This window comes from Haloferax mucosum ATCC BAA-1512 (assembly GCF_000337815.1).
GTDB lineage: Archaea > Halobacteriota > Halobacteria > Halobacteriales > Haloferacaceae > Haloferax > Haloferax mucosum.
The window spans coordinates 445,177-466,246 of record NZ_AOLN01000011.1; the positions used below are offsets into that span (position 1 = coordinate 445,177).

Here is a 21,070-nt window from a genome sequence, read left to right on the forward strand (position 1 = left end):
TGTATGGACAGCCTGTTCTACCAACTCGGAAAGCTCTCCGCGTCAACGTCGGAGGCATCGAGACCGTCTGGGTCCGGCGGCGGTCGCGTGGATAGCGGTCCATCCCGCATTCCGCGTTGGGTCGGTCCCCTCGCAGTTGCGGTGGTGGTGTTCAGCATCGCCGTCATCGCCTTCCCGGTTACGCCGCTGACGCTCGCCGGCTACGTCGCCCTCGCGCTCGCAATCGCGGCAGTGTACGACGCCGTCGAAATCGTCCAAGCGTACGAAAAGCGGACGCTCACCGTCTTCGGTGAGTACAACGGAATTCTCGAACCGGGGCTGAACGTCGTCCCGCCGTTCATCTCCAAAACGTACCGCTTCGACATGCGGACACAGACGTTCGACGTACCCAGACAGGAGGCAATCACCGAAGACAACTCGCCGGTCACGGCCGACGCCGTGGTCTACATTCGCGTGATGGACCCCGAACGGGCGTTCCTCGAAGTTGACCACTACCAGCGGGCCGTCTCGCTTCTCGCGCAGACGACTCTCCGTGCCGCCCTCGGCGACATGGAACTCGACGAGACGCTGGCACGACGCGACCACATCAACTCGCGTATCCGCCGGGAACTCGACGAACCGACCGACGAGTGGGGCGTCCGCGTCGAGTCCGTCGAAGTCCGCGAGGTCAAGCCCTCGAAAGCCGTCGAAAGCGCGATGGAACAACAGACCTCCGCCGAGCGCCGTCGCCGTGCCATGATTCTCGAAGCGCAGGGTAAACGTCGCTCCGCTGTGGAGGCCGCAGAGGGTGACAAGCAGGCGAACATCATCGAAGCGAAGGGGAAAAAGCAGGCCGCGATCCTGCGCGCACAGGGTGACGCCGTTTCGACGGTGCTCCGCGCTCGCGCCGCCGAGTCGATGGGCGAACGCGCCATCATCGACAAGGGGATGGAAACGGTGGCAAGTATCGGGATGTCGCCGTCTACGACCTACGTCCTCCCGCAGGAACTCACCTCACTGCTCGGTCGCTACGGGAAGCAACTGACAGGCTCCGACGTGCAGGCGTCGGCCGGTCTGGACAGTCTCGGATTCGACCAAGAGACCCGGCAACTCCTCGGGTTAGACGACATCAGCGAGATACTCGGTGACCTCGACCTCGACGAGACGGCGGACATCTCGTCGGACGCCGTCGATATCGAAATCGAAGACGGCGGCATGGAGACCGAGACCGAACGCGTCGAATAGGCGGGGCGGCATCGTCACCGACGCCACTTCCGACACCGGTACCGTCGCCAACACCGCCACTGACACCGACATCGTCATCGCCGCCACCGAGGGAACCCGGACGATTAATTCAATTTTATTTCTATTGTTCACGACGTAGAATAAGTTAACAGCGTCCGCGAGAGACCGACGTGCATGAAGCAACAACCGTCGGTCGAAACGCGGTCGTTGTCGGCGTCCCGCGCCGAGATGAGTGAGATTCTGATGCCGAACGATACGAACAATCTCGGGCGGGCACTCGGCGGACGCATTCTCGAATGGATGGACGTGTGCGGCGCAATCGCCGGGCGTCGCTACGCTGAGGGGCAGGTCGTGACGGCGTCGATGGACCACGTGGACTTTCTTGCACCCATCGACGTCGGCGACGTGGTGACAGTCGAGGCGTACGTCTTCGACACCGGGCGGACGAGCATGGATATCAAGGTCGATGTGACCGCCGAGCGTCCGAGCGAGGGGAAAAAGCGAGCGACGATTACGTCGTTTTTTACGTTCGTCGCACTGGACGAAGACGAAACGCCGGTACCGGTCCCGAAGCTGGTCTGTGAGTCCGACGAGGAGCGCGAACTGCGGGACTCGGCGCTTCGGAAGCGCGAAGAACACCGCGCCGCGTTGGCGGAATCGAACGCGTAACGCAGGCCGTCGAAACGGGTCTGCCGGTTACCAGTCGAGTTGGCCGCCGGATTGGTACTCGGTGACCTGCGTCTCGAAGAAGTTCTTTTCTTTGTTCAGGTCAACCTGCTCTGTCATCCACGGGAACGGGTTGTCGGTTCCGAACTCGGCGTTCATCCGGAGTTGTCCGAGGCGACGGTCGGCGACGTATTCGACGTATTCGGCGAACTGGTCGGCGCTCATGCCGAGTACGTCCGGCGGGCACGCCTCGCGGGCGTAGGTTCGTTCGAGTTCGACGGCCTCGACGATGAGTTCGCGGACTTCGGCTTCGAACTCGTCGGTCCAGACGCCGGGGTTCTCGTCCCGAACCGTGTTGATGAGGTCGATTCCGAAGTTGAGGTGGAGCGATTCGTCGCGCATGATGTACTCGAACTGCTCGCCGACGCCGACCATCTTGCCGCGGCGCTTCAGCGCGAGCATCATGGCGAATCCGGCGTAGAAGAAGACGCCTTCCATGATGACGTAAAACCCGACGAGGTCTCGGAGAAACGCGCGCAGGTCGTCGTCGGTCTCGATGGTAAAGTCGTCGTTGTCGATGGCCTGCGTGAGGCTCACGACGTAGTCGTCTTTCGCCTCGATAGTCGGAATGCGGTCGTACATGCCGTACATGTACTCCGGGTCGAAGCCGAGCGAGTCACAGCAGTAGATGAACGTGTCCGTGTGGATAGCCTCTTCGTAGGCCTGCCGCAGGAGATATTGGCGGCACTCGGGCGCGGTCACGTGGTCGTAGATGGCGAGGACGATATTGTTCGCCGTGAGCGACTCGGCCGTCGAGAAGAAGCCGAGATTCCACTCGACGAGACGGCGCTCGGACTCCGTGAGGTCGCCGGTCTTCCACTGTTGGACGTCGTCACCCATGGGGACTTCCTCGGGAACCCAGTTGTTGGCGACGCCCTGTTTGTAGTACTCGCGGGCCCAGTCGTAGTCGATAGGCAGTATCTTGTTCGGGTCGTGTTGATTGTCGTTGTTGACTATCGGCATCTGTGGATTGGTGTCGTCTGTGACCGATTTGCTTGCGGTGCCGTCTGTTGTCTTGCTGGCCGTGCCGTCGTGTTTGTAGTCGGTACGTCGTTACTGGCAGGCGTCACAGGTCGGGTCCTCGACGCTCGGGAGATCACAAGATCGACCGCCATCCGTGACTTCTTCCGTCGAGTCGTCAGAGTCGGATTCGGACGCATCCGCGGTGTCGCCGCCGGAGGAACCACGGAACTGCGTGTCGTCGTACTCGCTCGTGTCGAGCGTGGACTTCTCGATTTGCGACGCGCCGAGGGTGCGCAGGTAGTAAGTCGTCTTCAGACCGAGTTTCCACGCGGTCCGGTAGACCTCGTTCAGGAGTTCACCATCGGTGCTCGGGAAGAAGACGTTGTGCGACTGGCTCTGGTCGATCCAGACGGCGCGCTGTGCGGTGAGGTGCAGGAGGTGCCGCGGGTCGATTTCGAACGCGCCGCGGTGGAGTTCACGGATGTCCTCCGGAATCGCCTCGATGTCGGTGACAGAGCCGTCGTGATACGTCAGGAGGTCGCGCATCTGCGCGTCCCACAGACCCTCGGCTTCGAGGTCCGAGACGAGGTGTTCGTTGACGACCGTGAAGTCGCCGGACATGTTCGATTTGACGTAGAGGTTGGAGTAGCGCGGTTCGATAGAGGGCGTCGTGCCCGCGATGGTCGAAATCGTCGCGGTCGGCGCGACGGCCATCGTGTTGGAGTTGCGCATCCCGTGTTCGGCGACGTGTTCGCGGACGCGCTCCCAGTCGAGCGTCTCGGTCCGGTCGATAGGAATCTCGCGGCCGCGCTCGGCTTCGAGCATATCGACGGTGTCCTGCGGCAGGAGACCGCGGTCCCACTTCGAACCCTCGTAGGTCTCGTAGGTGCCGCGTTCGGCGGCGAGCTTCGAGGAGCCGAGAATCGCGTGGTACGCGAGCAGTTCGGCCGCATCGGACGCGACATCGACGGCGTCGGCCGACGCCATGGGCACGCCCAGCTCGACGAGCGCGTCGTGGAAGCCCATCATGCCGAGACCGACGGGGCGGTGGCGCATGTTCGAGCGCTCCGCGCGGTCGGTCGGGTAGAAGTTGAGGTCCACCACGTTGTCGAGCATGCGCATCGCCGTCTCCGCGGTCTCGGCAAGTTTCTCGCGGTCGAAGCCGTCGCCGTCGGCGGCAACGTGCTGTGAGAGGTTGATAGAGCCGAGGTTGCAGACGGCCGTCTCCTCGGAAGAGGTGTTGAGCGTGATTTCGGTACAGAGGTTCGACGAGTGGACCGTTCCGACGTGGTCCTGCGGCGAGCGGACGTTACAGGGGTCCTTGAACGTAATCCACGGGTGCCCCGTCTCGAAGAGGCGCGTGAGCATCGTCCGCCAGAGGTCGGCGGCTTCGACGCGCTCGAACTGGTCGATTTCGCCCTCGTCGGCCAGTCGTTCGTACTCCTCGTAGCGTTCCTCGAACTCGGAGCCGTACGTCTCGTGGAGGTCCGGAACCTCATCCGGCGAAAAGAGCGTCCACGCTTCGTCGGCCTCGACGCGCTTCATGAACAGGTCCGGCACCCACGCCGCCGTGTTCATGTCGTGTGTGCGACGGCGCTCGTCGCCGGTGTTGCGCTTGAGGTCGAGGAAGTCCGGGAAGTCCATGTGCCAACAGGCGAGGTAGGCGGCCGCCGCCCCGCGACGCTTGCCCGAGCGGTTGATGGCCGAGGTGACGTCGTTGGAAATCTTGAGGAACGGCACGGTTCCGGTCGATTCGACGCCGGTCGAAGAGATGAGCGAGCCAGCGGCACGAATGTTCGTCCAGTCGTTGCCGAGACCGCCGGACCACTTCGAGAGCTTCGCGTGGGCCTTGTAGGAGTCGAAGATATCGTCGAGGTCGTCTTCGACGGTCGTGAGGTAACACGACGAGAGTTGCGGGTGCGTCGTTCCCGCGTGGAAGAGCGTCGGCGTCGAAAAGAGGAACCGAAGCGTCGAAAGCAGGTGGTAGAACTCCTTGGCGCGTTCCTGTCGGTCGGCCACGTCTTCGCGGAGGGCGATACCCATCGCAACCCGCATCAAGAAGGCCTGCGGGAGTTCGAGTCGTTCTTCGTCGGCAGTGCGGAGGAAGTAGCGCTGATAGAGCGTATCGACCGCGGTGTAGTCGAACAGGTCGTCGCGGTCGAGCGCGAGTTCCGCGGCGAGGTCGTCGAGGTCGTAGATGAGCATCCGCTCGTCGAGCAGGTCGGTCTCGACGCCGAAACGGATGTTCTCGACGAACGTGTCGCGGTAGACGTCGTCACGGGTCTCGTCGTCCGGACGCGAGCCGACGACTTCCTCGAAGTAGCCCTGCAAGAAGACGTTAGCCGCGAGGCTGTCGTAACTCGGGTCGCGGTCGATACGCGCAGTCAGGGCGTCGGTGACGACATCGTACACTTCTTCGCGCGTCGCGCCGTCGTACAGATTTCGCTGTGATTCCTCGTGGAGCGTGTCGAGCGTCTCGTCGGAGAGGTCCGTCTCGGTCCTCGCCGTCGCCCGGTCGAGGATTGCGCGTATCATCTCGTCTAGTTCGGTCGTTGCTGTAGTACTCATGGTGTTTCGACCGTCGGGTTTCCGGCGAATCCACTCGCGTCAGAGATAGTGTAGCCACTCACAAAGCGGCCGCAGTGGCCTCGAATCGAGAGATTCGCGGGGGAACCGACTGTACCCAAAGGTCCGGTCGAAGCGATAAAAGATTTGCCAACCAAATTTGTGATAGTGCAATTGTGTTTGTTTTACGTGTGCGGACGAGTCGTCAGCGGCGGTTCGCCCGGCAGGTCACAGAGAGGACTCTCTCCGGGGACGAATACCCGAGGTTGGAGAACCAAAGGGAACTACAGAAGAACTCGGGAAATCAGGGATGTCGAGAATCAGAGTCTACGGACCGAAATCGCCGGTTCGACGGAATTGAGCGCCGGTTACTCGTCGCCGCTGGTCCGGACGGTCAGGACGGGCACGGCCGATTTTCTGACGACGCGTTCGGTGACGCTCCCGACGAGATAGTGGTCGAGTCCGGTTCGACCGTGTGTCGCCATCACGACGACGTCGATGTCGGCGTCTTCCGCGTAGTCAAGGATGACGTCGTGCGGGACACCTTCCTCGACGAGTTTTTCGGTGGCGATGGTATCTGGAAGGGCGTCGATAGCCGCGTCGGCGGCGTTTTCGGCGCGCTCGCGTTCTGACTTCTCCCACACGTCGGGTGCGATACCGGCGGACGGCGTCTCGAATCGGTTGCGCGAGTCGGCGACCGAGAGGACGTGGACGGTCGCGCCGTACGTCTCAGCGAGCGTGGCCGCGTGTTCGATTGTCTCGTCTGTCGCGTCGCTCCCGTCGGTCGGGAGGAGGATGTGGTCGTACATCGGAATAGCTGGGTTGGACGTTGGGTTCGAGAGTGGAGTAGGTTGGGGTTCGGTTCAGAAACTGGACGATGCGAGAGTGGGGTGGCTCGGTTAGAACCCGCCGAACGCCATCAGGAACAGCGCCAGCGAGATGATGGCGAAGAGAACGCCGACGAAGTTCTTGATGGTGTCAGTCTCCAGCGCGTTCGACACGTACGGAGCGATTTGGCCGCCGAGAACCGTCGCGGGGACGGTAAAGACGACCATGTTCCACGGCGTGCTGGCGAGCGACAGCGAGTGACCGCCGACGAGACCACCGCCGAAGACGTGGACGAGCGACGCCAGAATGGCGGTTAGCGCGACCACGATGTGGTTCGTTCCGATGGCGACGCGGACGGGTACCTTCGTCCCGAGCATCGAGATGATACCGAGTTCGCCGATACCAAAGCCAGCGAGACCCTGGAACGTGCCGCCGATGCTGTAGTTGGCGAAGCGACGGAGGTAGCCGCCGCGGGTGTAGCGGTAATCGTCGCCCTCGCGGTCAACACGGGTGACGGTTCCGTCGTCGGCCGTGTGGACGCCTGCGGGACCGAGCTTTCCGGGGTCGTTCGGGAGATCAGAGGCGGTCCCGCCGTCGGTTGCCGTGGTGTGGTCCGAGTTCGAACTGGAGCTGGAACCGGGTTCCTCGTGACTGAGGTCGGTGTTGAACAGCAGGTACGACGCCGCGAGGAGCGCGATACCGAGAAGCGCGTGGAAGACGACTTCCGGGATGATAAACGAGAGAAGCGCCCCTCCGACGACGAACGGAATCGAACCAGCGACGAGGGTGAGCGCGAGTCGGCGGTCAACGAGTCCGTACTGGATGAACGCGACGGCCGAACTCGACAGGCCGAACGCCTCGCTGATGAGACCCACCTTCACCAACGTCGCGGGTTCGAGGGGATGCGCGAAGATGGGGAAGATGAAGATGAGGAACGGGACGAACAGGGCCGACCCACTGATTCCAACCGTGTTCACGATAGTCGCCCCGGTGACGAACACCGGGAAGAGCCACCAGTATTGGAGCCAATAGTCCATATTGGCGTCGGCCGGTGTCGGCGCCATGGTGAACACGGCGGCGAGGAACAGCATGGGTGCGATGAACACGAGAATGTGTTGGTACTTCAAGAACGACTTCTGGACGTGACTGAGAGACTGAGAGCTCATGGTTCTCGTTGTTTCAGTTCGAAGTAGCCTCCGCGCCCGCTCGTGTGGAGCGACGCGACGAAAACAGCCTGCACACCGAATTGTCAGCGGAATCGACCCGCGCGTGTTCACCAACGTCAGAAGGTGCGACCGCATCGCACACCGGGAGTTCCGGTGTCGAACGACCTGCCAGCCTATCGAACGACGACCGCTCGACTTCGGAGGTCATTCAGGTAATTCCTCCGTTCGGATAGACGTGGTGAACGGCGTGTCCTGTCGGTTTGTCCGCCGAATTGTGGATCACGGTGGGTCGGGCATAGCGAAGTCCGGGTAATAAGTCTTGATGACGATACAGGTTTTGGGTACTGTCCCCACATCAACGGGCGTCGAAAAAGCGGCGACATGTGTTCCGACCCGAAATCTGTGGGCGTCTCAGCGGTCGCAGGCGCGCCCAACGAGTGCGCGTTCATTCTCGTAGGTGAGTCGTTCGATGGCCTCGTCGGGAGCGACCCACCGGCGTGCATCGACCTCGTCGTCGGGTTCAAACGCTCGTTTTTCGACGAGTCGCATGTGCCAGACGAAGACGCCTTTCGGACCGCTTCTCGTGGCCGTATCGTCGCCGACGCGGTACTCGTATCGCCCGGCAAAGCGTCCGCATTCGACCTCGCATCTCGTCTCCTCTGTGACCTCGCGGACGGCGGTTTCGACCAACGTCTCATCGGGTTCGAGCTTTCCTTTCGGAAGCGACCAATCGTCGTACCGGGGTCGGTGAACGAGGCAGAGACGACCGTCAGCACGGCGGAGCAGGCCGCCAGCGGCGAACGTCAGCGTCGGTGGGGAGTTAGATGCGTTCATTCAAGACTCGTCCGGCGGGGCGAGTCCGGCGTCGTCATCGTCGGGATACTCGGGCGCGACGCCGTCTTCGAGGGCGTCGATGTCGAACTCGCGGCGGAGCGTTTGAATCCGGTCTCGGATGTCGGCGGCGAGTTCGAATTCGAGGTTGTCGGCGGCCTCTTGCATCCGGTCTTCGAGGAACGCGACCTGTTCTGCCGCCTCGTCGGCGTCGGCGGGGGTGTCACCGGAGACGCCACGCGTGTCGGTCTTGCTCCCCGGTAAGTTCGTCTCGCCGACCTCCTTTTCGATGGTCGTCGGTGTGTGGCCGTGTTCCTCGTTGAACTCCTGTTGGATGCGACGGCGGCGTTGCGTCTCGGAGATTGCGGCCTCCATCGCGTCGGTCATCTCATCGGCGTAGAGGACGACTTCGCCGTTGACGTTGCGGGCGGCGCGGCCCATCGTCTGGACGAGCGTGGTCTCGGAGCGCAGGAAGCCCTGCTGGTCGGCGTCGAGGATGGCGACGAGCGAGACCTCGGGGATGTCGAGTCCTTCGCGGAGCAGGTTGATACCGACGAGTACGTCGATGTCGCCGAGGCGGAGCGAGCGAATGAGTTCGTGGCGTTCGAGCGTGTCCGTCTCGTCGTGCATGTAGGCCACGTCAACGCCTGCCTCTTCGAGATACTCGGTGAGGTCTTCGGCCATCCGCTTCGTGAGCGTGGTGACGAGGACGCGCTCCTCGCGGTCGATTCGCTCGTCGATGCGGGCCATCAGGTCGTCGACCTGTCCGGTCGCCTCGGTGACTTCGACGTTCGGGTCCACCAGATGCGTCGGGCGAACGATTTGCTCGACGATTTGCTCGGAGTGCTCGCGCTCGTAGTCGCCGGGCGTCGCGGAGACGAACATTGTTTGGCCGACCGTCTCTTCGAACTCTTCGAACGTCAGCGGGCGGTTGTCGTAGGCCGTTGGGAGGCGAAAGCCGTTTTCCACCAGCGAGTCCTTCCGGGATTTGTCGCCGGCGTACTGGCCCTTGATTTGCGGGAGCGTGACGTGCGATTCGTCGATGACGGTGAGGAAGTCGTCGGGGAAGTAGTCGAGAAGCGTGTACGGCGCGTCGCCGGGGTCGCGGTCCGAAAGGTGGACCGAGTAGTTCTCGATGCCCGAGCAGTGGCCCGTCTCGCGGAGCATCTCGATGTCGAAGGTCGTGCGCTCTTCGATACGCTGTGCGGCCACGAGGTCGCCCTGTCGCTGGAAGTGCTTGACCCGTTCTTCCATCAGCTCCTCGATTTCGGAGATAGCGCCTTCGAGCTGTTCTTCGGGGATTGAATAGTGTTCTGCCGGGTGGACGAGGACGGCCGGTTCGGACGATTTGACCTCGCCTTCCAGCGGGTCGAGTTTCAGCATCCGGTCGATTTCGTCGCCCCAGAACTCGATTCGGACGGCGTAGCGGCCGTACATCGGAAAGACCTCGACGGTGTCGCCGCGGACGCGGAACGTACCCTGCCGGAAGTCAACGTCGTTGCGCTCGTAGTTGAGGTCTACGAGGCGTTTGAGGAGGTCGTCGCGGCCGAGTTCTTCGCCGACTTCGAGACGCAAGGACATGTCGGTGTAGTTCTTCGGGTCGCCCAGACCGTAGATTGCGGAGACCGAGGCGACGACGATAACGTCGTCGCGGGTGAGAAGCGACCGGGTTGCAGAGTGCCGGAGCCGGTCGATTTCCTCGTTTATCGACATGTCCTTGTCGATGTAGGTGTCGGTCTGTTCGATGTACGCCTCGGGTTGGTAGTAGTCGTAATACGAGACGAAATATTCGACCGCGTTGTCGGGAAAGAGGTTCTTGAACTCCTCGTATAGTTGGGCGGCGAGCGTCTTGTTGTGTGCGAGGACGAGCGTCGGTTTCTGAATCGCTTCGACGACCCACGAGACGGTGTTCGTTTTGCCGGAACCGGTGACACCGAGCAGGGTCTGTACGTCGGCACCCTCGCCGTACCCGCGGGCCAGTGCCTCGATTGCCTCGGGTTGGTCGCCCGCCGGGTCGAACGGAGCATCGACGTGGAACTCGCGGTCTACCTCGGGTCTATCGGCGGCTAAGGGACCGGACTCGCTCATTGTCAGCCGTTAGGTCGCGGTGTACTTGAGCGAGGCGGTGCTTGTCACCGGAGGAACGGTTTTCCGCCGCCTCGTCGTACCACTCCGTATGACACGACCTGAACTCGAACGCGCGAGTAATCTGCTCAAGGAGGCCGCCGAAGCGACCGACGGCGAGACACAACAGCAACTCTACGAGCAGTCCGACCAACTGGCGAAACTGGCGACCCGCGACCAAGGACCGGACCACGGCCGCCTCGCCCGTCACATGACCGTGCTCCACGACCTCGCGGAAGCACTCGACGGCGACGTTGCGGAGACGGTGCGCGAGGCCCGACAGGAAGTGCTCGAATACCGCAAAGACGTGCCGGGCGTCTGAGACACAACACCGGGTTCGGTGGCTGAAACGCCGTGAAAACGTGCTGAGCGTCTGACGCTCGGCAGACATACCCCTTCGTTTCAACTGGAGCACGAAACCCAGTCAGTTGTTAGTCCGAGAACCGAGTTTCAGCTAAAAATATCCGAATGATTCGCTCATCATCTTCATCTTTAGTTATCTCTTCACCCTCTTTCTTAAATCGGTACAAGAACCCATTGTCTTCCATCTGTTCGTCATTACAAAGATTGTTCGATAACTTGTCTGCCGCTTCTGCGACAGAAACCCAACTCTCCAGTACAACCCCAGAGTGTTCATCCAAATCAAGGGCTGCTTGGAAATAGCCCTCTAGATTCTCTTTTATGTCTGTGTTGTATCCAACAAACGTTCGCAAATATCTATTTTCCTGATATTCAATTACTGATTTATCTTGGTTCTCTTGTTTGTCTGCACTCATTCGTTCATCATATTCATCTTTTATTTCCACCCATAGGCGATCGATGTGTTCGACCGCGACTTCATGTCTGACGTCTTTGTTATCTTCCGGCGTTATCCGAATGCTGAATTTCTTGTCACCATGGAAAGTTACGAGTCCAATAGTTGCAGCCCGGTACAAGCTGCTGTATATCGAATTTTCGTCTGGTACATTTTCTGGTTCGTTGCTCTCTCTAAGCAATTCATTTCTCAGTCCCTCGGCAGTAAATTGATTCGTCCCAAACTGATCCCAAGCGTCCAAATATGCCTCAGTTAGCTTGTTTATCCCTGGAAGCCGTCCTTCTTCGACCATGCACCATGTTATTAATTATAAAATATTAAAGTTCCCAATATTACCACATGTAAACCACTCGATTCAGCAGACGTTCTTCGGCTTGACACCCATTCCTTCCAGCGTCTCGACGTACTCGTCGTACGCGGCTTCGATTACCGCGTCGGCGGCTTCGCGGGCGACTGCGTCGTCCTCGACGAGGTCGTCGATAGCGACCTCGATGGTGTCGAGTTGGTCGTTGAGGTCGGATTTGAGCGTGCGGAAGTCGTTAGCGGTCATCGGGTCCGCGTCGCCGACGAAGAAGCCGACCATCTGCTCAACGGTCTTCAGTGAGACGAGCGCGCGGGCGAGCGCGCCACCGAGGCGACCGTCGGTCGATTCGAACTCGGAGAGAACATCGTAGACGTTCGGTTCGTCAGCCGACGGTTCGAAATCAACCGTGTCGGCGTGTTCACGGGCGGTTTCGGCGAGGTTCGAAAAGAGCGCGGCGGCCCCGTCGTTCGGTTCGTCGGCGGCCCACCGGTCGAACAGGTCGGCGGCGGCGTCCGCCTCGTCGGCGGCCGCGGAGCGAACCGCGTCACCGTCCATCTCGCCGTCGGTGACGGCATAGAGGGCTTTCGAAGAACCGAGGCGAGACAGCGGCGTCTCGTGTGCGTCGCGGAGCGAGTCGAGGAAATCTGTCATATTCGCGTGTACGTCCGAGGCGGGTTTGTACCCATCGGCGGCGGCGAGTTCCGACGGCGCTCTGCGACGGGACGAGACAAGTGAAAATCACATGGAGTCGCTCGACCGACGGTTGTGACCGAAGACAGGTCGAAACCTAAAAATTATATCAATTTATAATTATGGTAGTTCAAGCCATGGTGAATGTCATCAGGTCTGCGGCGGAGCGTAGTTCGGAACTCGTCGAGCGCTACCTGCCCGACGCGTTCGTGTTCGCAATCATCCTGACGGGAGTCGCGTACGCGTTGGCGTTCGCATTCGTCTCACCGGGTGCGGAGACGACGCTTGTCGGACACGCAAGCGGGGTTCTGATGGACGGCTGGTACGGCGGCTTCTGGAACCTGCTTTCGTTCGGGATGCAGATGACGCTGATTTTGATGACGGGGTACGCGCTCGCACAAACGCGGCCGGTGGACGTACTTCTCACCAAACTTGCGCGAGTGCCGAGTACCGAACGGGGGGCCGCCGCGCTGGTTCCCGTCGTCGCCGCGGGCGCGTCGTTCGTTCACTGGGGACTCGGACTGGTCGTCGGCGCGCTGTTCGCGCGGAAGGTAGCAACCGAAGTCCGCGGCATCGACTTCCCAATCGTCGTCGCGGGCGCGTACGCCGGGTTCGTCGTCTGGCACGGCGGTCTCGCGGGGTCGATTCCACTCCTCTTGAACACCGAGGGCAACTTCCTCATCGAAGCGGGCATCCTCGATACGACGTTCGGCACCGGCGGGACCATCTTCACTGCGGCGAACCTCGCGCTCGTCGTGGTGGTCGGATTCCTCTTTCTCCCGGCGCTCTTCGCGTTGATGTACCCGAAGTCGGACGCGAAGAAGACGCCAATCGACCCCGCGGAGTTGGAGGCGGCGGCCGACGGCGGTTCGACCGCATCGGCGACGCTCGGTGCCGACACGACGCTTGCAACGCGCATCGAACACTCGTCTGTCATCGGTATGGGAATCGGTCTCGTCGGCCTGTTCGCCGTCGGCCTGTACTTCTTGAACGGCGTGCAGTCGGGAACGATGCCGTGGAACAACCTGAATCTGAACATCGTCAACTTCGCGTTTCTGTTCTTGGGGCTGTCTTTCCACGGGACGCCCAAGGCGTACATCGAGGCCATCGTCGAAGCGGTCGAAAACGTCTGGGGCATCATCCTCCAGTTCCCCTTCTACGCGGGCATCATGGGTATCATGGCCTACGCACCGGACGGCTCTGTGAGTCTGGCGACCCAAATCGCACAGGGCATGGTCGCTGTCGCACCCGACGGGACACTCCCAGCGGTCGCCTTCGTTACGGCCGGTCTCGTGAACTTCTTCGTCCCGTCTGGTGGGGGCGAGTGGGCCATCATCGGCGAGACGCTCGTCACGGCCGCGAAAGCGTCCGGCGAGTCGATTCCGAGAGTCGCGGTCGCCGCCGCGTGGGGCGACGCGTGGACCAACATGATTCAGCCGTTTTGGGCCATTCCGCTGCTCGCTATCAGCGGACTGTCGGTCCGCGACATCATGGGCTACTGCGTGATGGTGTTGCTCGGTGTGGGCGTCATCGTCGCCGTGGGCGTCAGCGTCCTGCCGATGTGAACCGCGAAACGAACCGACGAATCGAATCAGTACCGACCTGAAACCGACGCGGCCTCAGTTTCCTTTCTCGACAGGCGCGCCGACGAGGTTGCCCCACTCCGTCCACGAGCCGTCGTAGTTGGTGACGTTCTCGTAGCCGAGGAGTTCGTGCAGAGCGAACCACGCGATAGACGAGCGCTCGCCGATGCGGCAATAGGCGATGGTGGACTCGTCGCCTTCGATACCTTCGTCGGCGTAGAGGTCGCGGAGTTCGTCGGAGGACTTGAAGGTGCCGTCGGCGTTGACCGTCGCGGCCCACGAGATGTTGCTCGCTCCGGGGATGTGGCCGCCGCGCTGGGCGGTCTCTTGGAGTCCCGGAGGCGCGAGAATCTCGCCGGAGAACTCTTCGGGCGAGCGAACGTCGACGAGCGGCAGACCCTTATCGACCGCCTTTTCGACATCGTCGCGGTAGGCGCGAATATCCTCGAAGGGACCTTTCGCCGCGTAGTCTTGCTCCGAGAAGGACGGCACTTCGTCGGTGGTCGGATAGTCGTTGTCGAGCCAGTAGTCCCGACCGCCGTTCATGAGACGAACGTTCTCGTGGCCGTAGTACTTGAACTGCCAGTAGGTGTAGGCGGCGAACCAGTTGGAGTTGTCGCCGTAGAGAACGACCGTCGAATCGGCCGAGATGCCGTGGGAACCGAGGAGGTCCTCGAAGTCCTCCTTCGTCAGCACGTCGCGGGTCGTCTGGTCCTGCAGTTGGGACTCCCAGTTGAAGCCGATTGCACCGGGGGCGTGGCTCTCGTCGTACGCCTCGGTGTCCACGTCCACTTCGACGAGTCGGTACGCCGGGTCGTCGCTCTGGAACTCATCGAGGTGGTCTGCCACCCAGTCCGCAGAGACGAGTACGTCCTTTGCGTAATCGGAGTTTGACATCGCAATTCTTCGTACGTAAGCAACCCCCATAACTTTCACAGCGACGGCATGTACGTCCTGACCCCGGGTGATGCGGCAATTATCACCCCAAGATAGGGGGTTGAGCCACCGGTTTTGGTCCCGCAACCGCCGTTTTGCGGTCGATAGAGCCACCGTGGTAATAAACCGGCAACATCGTCTGGTACCCCGGACACGGGGCGAGGGATGCAAAGAGCCACGAACCTAAATCCACGGACGGGATAGGTGGTCGCATGATAGACGTGGTCTCCGCGGCGTGGCTCGCGGACCGACTCGGTGGCGTACGCGTCGTTGACGTGCGAGACGGCTGGGAGTTCGACGGTATCGGCCACCTTCCGGGAGCCGCCTCGATTCCGTTCGACGAGTTCCGAAGCGCCGACGGCGACGTGGGGATGCTCCCCGGACGCGACGTGTGGGAACGACTCCTCTCGAACGCAGGCGTCGCGGTCGACGACCACGTGGTCGCCTACGACGACACCCACGGCGTCTTCGCGGCCCGGTTTCTCGTGACGGCGCTGTTGTACGGCCACGACCCCGAAAAACTGCATCTCCTGGACGGCGACTTCAGCGCGTGGAACCGCGAACGCGAGACGACGAGCGACGCGTCCGACGTGGTCGAGACGACCTACGAGGTCTCAGCGCCCGAATCGACGCCACTCGTCGATTTCGAGACCGTCGAAGCGGCGTTGGACGACCCGGAAGCGGTCATCGTAGACACCCGTGACCCAGAAGAGTTCGCGGCGGGTCACCTCCCCGGCGCGGCCAACCTCGACTGGCGCGAACTCGTGGACGACGAGACACGCGGGCTGAAACCCCGCGACGAACTCGACGCAATTCTGAACGACGTCGGTGTCGCGTCCGACCGGCGAATCATTCTCTACTGCAACACGGCGCGCCGAATCAGCCACACCTACGTCGTCCTCTCGCACCTCGGCTACGAAACCGTCGAGTTCTACGAGGGAAGCCTGACCGAGTGGAACGCACGAGACGGTGCGCTCGTCGAAGAGTAGTCGTCGCCTGCGACGGCGGGAAGCGGAGTCAGAGGCGGCTCAAACGTCGGTCGGTTCCGACTGGTCTGTCCCCTCCGGTGGCTTCGACGGCTCGGGAGAACTCCCGTCGTCAGCGTGCGCCGGCGACGTGGATGATTCCGTTGCGGCTGTAACCGAATCGGGGTCGCCAGCGGCCGAGGCGTTTGATTCGACGTTGAGTTCGTCGCCGAGGAGTGCGACCGACTCCGCGAGGAGCGCGACGACGAGCGGCCCGGCGATGATACCGACTGGGCCGAGGCTGAGCAGTCCGCCGACGAAGCCGACGAAGTAGAGACTCCCGGGTAAGTCGGCCGTCTCCTCGGCGAGTCGCGGGCGAATGAGAATGTCCGGGAGCCACGCGATGGCGAAGCCACCGACAACGATGACGAGCGCGGCGGCCCCGAAATCGCCGACTGCGGCGTGGTACGCGGCCATGAGCGCGAGCAGGAAACTGGGACCGACGATGGGGATAAACTGGAGCACCGCGGCGACCGTCGAGAGCGTAATCACATAGTCGTAGCCGAGCGCCGAAAACACGACGAGTCCGATGAAGAACGTGCCGAGGGCCGTGGCGGCTTGGAGCACGTAGATGGCGAAAAGCGTCTCGCGGCACCGCGTGTTGAGCGCCCGCGCGGCGTCTTTGAACCCGACGGGAACCAACGCGAGAAGCGTCCGTCCGACGGCGTCGCCGCTGAGGAGCAACGAAAACACCAGGAAGCCAAACAGGGTGAGTTTGATGAGCGCGACGGGAGCCGTGGTGGCGGCGACGCGACCGAGGGACTCCAAGAGGCCGAAGCCGACCGCGAGTACCTCGTCGGTTGTTACCTCGAAGACGGTACCGAGGAGTTCGAACGAGACGGTATCGGGGAGGAGCGCCGTGAGGCTGAAGATATCGTTCAAGCGGAGAAAGAGGATGACGAAAAGCGGTGCGAGCACGACGACGACGGCAATTGCGGCGATGGCCGTGGCGACAGTGCTTGCGACCCAGCGAGACGCGCCGCGGGCTTCGAGACGGCGTCTGAGCGGAATCAGGAGATACGCGACAGTGATGGCGAAAAAGACGGTCGCCAACACGTCGGCAAGGATGAACGCCGCCAGCAACGCGAACACCGCGAGAACGCCGCCGAGAACGTACGGACGCGAGTTGGACACTTATGTTAGTACACTCTCAAGAAAGAAAATGATTCCCCAAAATACGACCGTCTCACAACCTCTCAGACGCAGATAACGAGATACGGGACATCACGGCCGTTAAATACCACAGAGTACAACAACCCAGTAATGAGACGACGTACTTTCATCAAGGCCGCTGGTGCCAGCGGTGTTTCTGCACTCCTCGCCGGTTGTACCGGTTCGGGGACCGACTCGACGACGACAGAGCAGTCGGGCGGTTCGACGAATACGACGACGCAAGGGACGACCACCGGCGGAAACAAGCCGACACTCACCGTCGGGACGTACGGGTCGTTCGTGGACGCGCCGAGCACGAGTCCCGGACCGTGGCTGAAAGAGGAGTTCGAAGCCGAGTTCGACGCCACACTGGAGTGGCAGACGCCAGACTCCGGCGTCAACCACTACATCGAGCGCTCGCTTCGGAACGTCGAGTCGGGGGCCGACCTCTACGTCGGTCTCGACTCGCAGATGCTCGTCCGCATCGACACCAAACTCGACTCTGAGCTGTTTACCTCCACGTCCGACCTCTCGCGCCGCGACGACGTGAACGAGGAACTAGAATTCGACCCCAAAGAGCGGGCGATTCCGTACGACACCGGCTACATCTCGCTCGTCTACAACGAGTCCTACGGCGACGGCGGGTTCACCGCTCCCGAGACGTTCGACGGGCTTCTCGACTCCGAGTACTCGGGGGCGCTTCTCGCACAGAATCCCACGTCGTCGGCGACGGGCCAGGCGTTCTTGCTCCACACCATCGACGCGAAGGGCGAAGACGGCTATCTCGACTACTGGGCGGAACTGAAGGAAAACGACGTTCGCGTCCTCGGCAACTGGGAAGATTCCTACACCGCCTACTCCAACGAGGAAGCGCCCATCGTCGTCTCCTACTCGACCGACCAAGTGTACGCCGCCGAGTCCGGCGAGGACATGGCCAAACATCAGATTCGGTTCCTGAACGACCAAGGATACGCCAACCCCGAGGGAATGGCGGCCTTCGCCGACGCCGCGAATCCGGAACTCGCAAGCGAGTTCATGGACTTCATGCTCCGCCCCGAGGTACAGGCCGAAATCGCCACCCGCAACGTCGCGTTCCCCGCGACGACCACCGCGGAACTCCCCGACGACTTCGCCAAATACGCCCACGAGCCACCGGAAGCCGTCACGTTCTCCTACGACCGCCTCAAGGACAACCTGAGTGACTGGACCGACGCGTGGGCCCAAGAGTTCGCAAGCAAGTGACGTGAGCGGAATCCCGGTTCGCCGGGTCGCTCGCTTCTTCGAACAGCGATTGCTCTCTTTTGTCGCGGGACTCACCGCCGTCATCCTGCTCGTCCTGTTTTACTATCCCGTTGCGACCGTCTTCGCCGACGCGGTGCTCGAAGACGGCGGTCTCACCATCGAGCCACTCGTGGCGATTCTGACGAGCGAGTTCTATCTGGTGGACATTATCTGGTTCACCACGAAACAGGCGTTTTACTCGACGCTCGCCAGCCTCGCGCTCGGACTACCGGCCGCGTGGCTGTTTTCCCGCTTCGAGTTCCCCGGCCGAGAGACGCTTCGCTCGCTGACCATCCTCCCGTTCGTCATGCCCTCCATCATGGTCGCTATCGGCTTCGTGGCGACGTTCGGGCGCAACGGGACGCTCAACCGCGTGCTCTCTGTTGTCGGTCTCCCGCCGGTGGAGTTGCTTTTCACGCTCGAAGCTATCATCGTCGCTCACGCGTTCTACAACGCGCCGCTCGTCGCTCGCATCGTCACCGCCGCGTGGGAGAGCGTTGACGCCCGCACCGTCGAAACCGCACGCTCGCTCGGTGCGACACCCCGCCGAGCCTTCCGCGACGTCGTCCTCCCGCAACTCCTGCCGTCTATCGGCATCGGCGCGACCCTGACGTTCATCTTTACGTTCGCGTCGTTCCCCATCGTCCTCGCACTCGGCGGGTTCCAACTGGCGACGATAGAGGTGTTCGTCTACTCGAAAGTGCGCGACCTCGCTTACGCCGAAGCCGCCAGCCTTGCAGTCATCGAGACGGTCATCTCGATCGCCCTGACCGCGGTGTACCTCCGGTACGAAGCGAACCAACGCGCCGCCGGCGGGACCGCAAACCCACTGCCGCGACAGTCGGTGTTGCCGAGCGACGTAACGCCGAAATCGACACTTCGAACCGCCGGTATCGCAGGTTACACCGCCATCGTCGGTCTCGTCTTCATCGTCCCCATCGCCAGCATGATTCTTGCGAGCGTCACCGGCGGCGACGGCGGCCTGACGCTCTCACACTACGCGTTTCTCGTCGAACGACAGGCGACCGGCGCGAGCTTTCAGGTAAAACCGCTCCCCGCCATCGTGAACTCGCTCGTCTTCGCCGGTGGGACGCTCCTCGTCGCCGTTCCCATGGGCGTGACGATGGCGATTCTCACCACTCGGACGTACCGCGGACGCGGTCTCATCGACGTGCTGTCGATGGCCCCGTTCGCCGTCTCCGGTATCGTCGTCGGACTCGGCTTGCTCCGCGGTCTCGTCTTCGGCGTGGACGTGTTCGGCACGCGAATCAGCGTGACCGGCGCGCTCGCAATCGTCGCGGCCCACTCGGTCGGTGCGTACCCGTTTGTCACCCGGAACGTCGCGCCGCTTTTTTCCCGCCTCGACGGCCGACTCGTGGAGTCCGCCCGAAGCCTCGGTGCGACCCGAACGCGGGCACTACTCGACATCGAACTCCCGCTCGTCTGGACCGGCGTCGTCGCCGGAGCGGCCTTCGCCGTCGCCATCAGCATCGGCGAGTTCGATTCGACTATCATCCTCGCAGAGGGGTCGGGAAGCTACACGATGCCCGTCGCAGTCGAGCGATTCCTCGGCCGCCGACTCGGTCCCGCGACCGCGATGGGGTGTGTGCTTCTGGCCGTCACGTCGCTGAGTTTCTTCGTGGTTGACCGGTTCGGCGGCAGGTGGGGAGAATTATGAGCGCCGACCGGCGAGTGAGAAACGTGACGGAGGAAAAGCCGTGAAACTTCAACTCGACAACGTATCCAAGCGCTACGGGACGGCGACCGCTCTCGACTCGGTCTCGCTGTCGGTCGAAGAAGGCGAATTCTTCACGCTCGTCGGTCCCTCCGGGTGTGGGAAGACGACGACGCTTCGGTGTATCGCCGGCTTCGAATCTCCGACCGAAGGGGCTGTCCGCTTCGACGGCGAGTCGATGGCGGGAGTTCCACCCGAAGCGAGGGGGGTCGGTGTCGTCTTCCAGAACTACGCGCTGTTTCCGCACCTGACAGTCGGCGAAAACGTCGCCTACGGGCTTCGATTCACCGACACACCGGGAGGCAACTCCCGAGACGACCGCGTCGCCGAACTTCTCGAACTCGTTGACCTCGCGGGCTTCGAGGACCGCGACCCGGATTCGCTGTCGGGCGGCCAGCAACAGCGTGTCGCCCTTGCCCGTGCGCTCGCGCCCGGCCCGGACCTGCTCTTGTTGGACGAACCGATGTCCGCGCTGGACGCCCGCCTTCGGGACCGACTCCGGAGACAGGTAAAGCACATCCAGTCCGAACTCGGCGTGACGACCGTCTACGTCACTCACGACCAGTCCGAAGCGCTGGCCGTCTCTGACCGCGTGGCGGTGCTCAACCGCGGGCGCGTCGAACAGGTCGGCAACCCCCGCGAAGTCTACCACCGCCCGCGAACCAGATTCGTTGCGGAGTTCGTCGGCGAGAACAACGTCTTCGACGCCGTCGTCGAATCTCGACCGGAAACGGGGGGCCTGCGAGTCGGCGTCGGAGACGACGTGTTCGCGCTCTCGGAGGGGAGACGAACGTTCGGCAAATCGGCGGCGTCGCAAAGCGAGTCGAGCGCCGCCCCCGGTGAGACGCTCACCTTCTGTGTTCGACCGGAGGCCCTCCGCATCGAAGGCGGTATGAACCGGATTCGCGGGACCATCGTCGATACCGAGTTTCAGGGCGCGACGACCCGTCTCAGACTCGATTGGGACGGAACCGACGTGGCGGTGACGGTAGACGACGAGTCGGGACGCGAGGACGGGCGATTCGAACTCGGGTCTACACTCGAAGTCGGTTTCGACCCGACTGCGGCGCACATCCTCGAATAAAGATTTAGCGCGAAAAACAGCGACCGAGTTTGGCGACGC

Annotated in this window: 18 protein-coding genes; 8 read left to right on the forward strand and 10 right to left on the reverse strand. The window is 62.1% G+C overall.

Translation table 11 applies throughout. The features are described 5' to 3' along the window. Positions 1-3 precede the first annotated feature (3 nt). Both C440_RS09070 and C440_RS09075 read left to right on the forward strand, forming a co-directional pair. Entirely contained in the window at positions 4-1,224 is a 1,221-nt protein-coding gene (locus C440_RS09070; RefSeq protein WP_008320099.1) for an SPFH domain-containing protein, read from the forward strand. 174 nt (positions 1,225-1,398) lie between these two features. Next, entirely contained in the window at positions 1,399-1,893 is a 495-nt protein-coding gene (locus C440_RS09075; protein ID WP_008320101.1) for an acyl-CoA thioesterase, read from the forward strand. A gap of 27 nt (positions 1,894-1,920) precedes the next feature. On the opposite strand, the gene C440_RS09080 is transcribed toward C440_RS09075, so the two are convergent. The 6 genes from C440_RS09080 to uvrB form a co-directional block, all read right to left on the reverse strand. Next, positions 1,921-2,913: a ribonucleotide-diphosphate reductase subunit beta gene (locus C440_RS09080; protein ID WP_008320104.1), complete on the reverse strand. Its 993-nt coding sequence runs from the start codon at positions 2,911-2,913 to the stop codon at positions 1,921-1,923. A gap of 90 nt (positions 2,914-3,003) precedes the next feature. Then, positions 3,004-5,481 (reverse strand): ribonucleoside-diphosphate reductase subunit alpha, encoded by a 2,478-nt coding sequence (locus tag C440_RS09085; protein ID WP_008320105.1) that lies wholly within the window; start codon positions 5,479-5,481, stop codon positions 3,004-3,006. Positions 5,482-5,846: 365 nt separating this feature from the next. Next, positions 5,847-6,287, reverse strand: coding sequence for a universal stress protein (locus C440_RS09090; protein ID WP_008320106.1), 441 nt, complete (start codon positions 6,285-6,287; stop codon positions 5,847-5,849). A gap of 90 nt (positions 6,288-6,377) precedes the next feature. Continuing rightward, positions 6,378-7,472, reverse strand: a complete 1,095-nt coding sequence (locus C440_RS09095) for a sulfite exporter TauE/SafE family protein (RefSeq protein ID WP_008320107.1) — start codon at positions 7,470-7,472, stop codon at positions 6,378-6,380. Between the two features lie 411 nt (positions 7,473-7,883). Beyond that, complete coding sequence (locus C440_RS09100; protein WP_008320108.1) at positions 7,884-8,306, reverse strand: NUDIX hydrolase; 423 nt, start codon at positions 8,304-8,306, stop codon at positions 7,884-7,886. Continuing rightward, on the reverse strand, positions 8,307-10,391 hold the full coding sequence (gene uvrB / locus C440_RS09105; RefSeq protein ID WP_008320110.1) for an excinuclease ABC subunit UvrB: 2,085 nt from the start codon (positions 10,389-10,391) through the stop codon (positions 8,307-8,309). An 88-nt stretch (positions 10,392-10,479) separates the two neighbouring features. Here uvrB and C440_RS09110 point away from each other — a divergent pair, with 88 nt between their 5' ends. After that, a complete protein-coding gene (locus C440_RS09110) occupies positions 10,480-10,749 on the forward strand; it encodes a DUF7553 family protein (protein WP_008320111.1) in 270 nt (89 codons plus the stop codon). 109 nt (positions 10,750-10,858) lie between these two features. Here C440_RS09110 and C440_RS09115 read toward each other — a convergent pair whose 3' ends face one another. Together C440_RS09115 and C440_RS09120 are read right to left on the reverse strand one after the other, a co-directional pair. Beyond that, positions 10,859-11,533, reverse strand: a complete 675-nt coding sequence (locus tag C440_RS09115) for a hypothetical protein (protein ID WP_008320112.1) — start codon at positions 11,531-11,533, stop codon at positions 10,859-10,861. A 63-nt stretch (positions 11,534-11,596) separates the two neighbouring features. Then, positions 11,597-12,196: a transcription anti-termination factor gene (locus C440_RS09120; protein ID WP_008320113.1), complete on the reverse strand. Its 600-nt coding sequence runs from the start codon at positions 12,194-12,196 to the stop codon at positions 11,597-11,599. Positions 12,197-12,372: 176 nt separating this feature from the next. Between C440_RS09120 and C440_RS09125 the strand changes: the two genes are divergently transcribed. Beyond that, positions 12,373-13,800: a short-chain fatty acid transporter gene (locus C440_RS09125; RefSeq protein WP_008320114.1), complete on the forward strand. Its 1,428-nt coding sequence runs from the start codon at positions 12,373-12,375 to the stop codon at positions 13,798-13,800. A 54-nt stretch (positions 13,801-13,854) separates the two neighbouring features. On the opposite strand, the gene C440_RS09130 is transcribed toward C440_RS09125, so the two are convergent. Next, positions 13,855-14,715 (reverse strand): sulfurtransferase, encoded by an 861-nt coding sequence (locus C440_RS09130; protein ID WP_008320115.1) that lies wholly within the window; start codon positions 14,713-14,715, stop codon positions 13,855-13,857. A gap of 251 nt (positions 14,716-14,966) precedes the next feature. Here C440_RS09130 and C440_RS09135 point away from each other — a divergent pair, with 251 nt between their 5' ends. Next, complete coding sequence (locus C440_RS09135; protein ID WP_008320116.1) at positions 14,967-15,743, forward strand: sulfurtransferase; 777 nt, start codon at positions 14,967-14,969, stop codon at positions 15,741-15,743. Positions 15,744-15,782: 39 nt separating this feature from the next. On the opposite strand, the gene C440_RS09140 is transcribed toward C440_RS09135, so the two are convergent. After that, entirely contained in the window at positions 15,783-16,913 is a 1,131-nt protein-coding gene (locus tag C440_RS09140) for an AI-2E family transporter (protein WP_008320117.1), read from the reverse strand. A 129-nt stretch (positions 16,914-17,042) separates the two neighbouring features. Here C440_RS09140 and C440_RS09145 point away from each other — a divergent pair, with 129 nt between their 5' ends. Genes C440_RS09145 through C440_RS09155 form a run of 3 tightly spaced genes read left to right on the forward strand, consistent with a single transcriptional unit; the run spans position 17,043 to position 21,031 of the window. Then, entirely contained in the window at positions 17,043-18,173 is a 1,131-nt protein-coding gene (locus C440_RS09145; protein ID WP_008320119.1) for a thiamine ABC transporter substrate-binding protein, read from the forward strand. Position 18,174: 1 nt separating this feature from the next. After that, the gene (locus tag C440_RS09150) at positions 18,175-19,890 is read left to right on the forward strand and encodes an ABC transporter permease (RefSeq protein WP_008320121.1); all 1,716 of its coding nucleotides are present in this window, start codon (positions 18,175-18,177) and stop codon (positions 19,888-19,890) included. A gap of 40 nt (positions 19,891-19,930) precedes the next feature. Beyond that, positions 19,931-21,031 (forward strand): ABC transporter ATP-binding protein, encoded by a 1,101-nt coding sequence (locus C440_RS09155; RefSeq protein ID WP_008320122.1) that lies wholly within the window; start codon positions 19,931-19,933, stop codon positions 21,029-21,031. Positions 21,032-21,070: the final 39 nt, after the last annotated feature.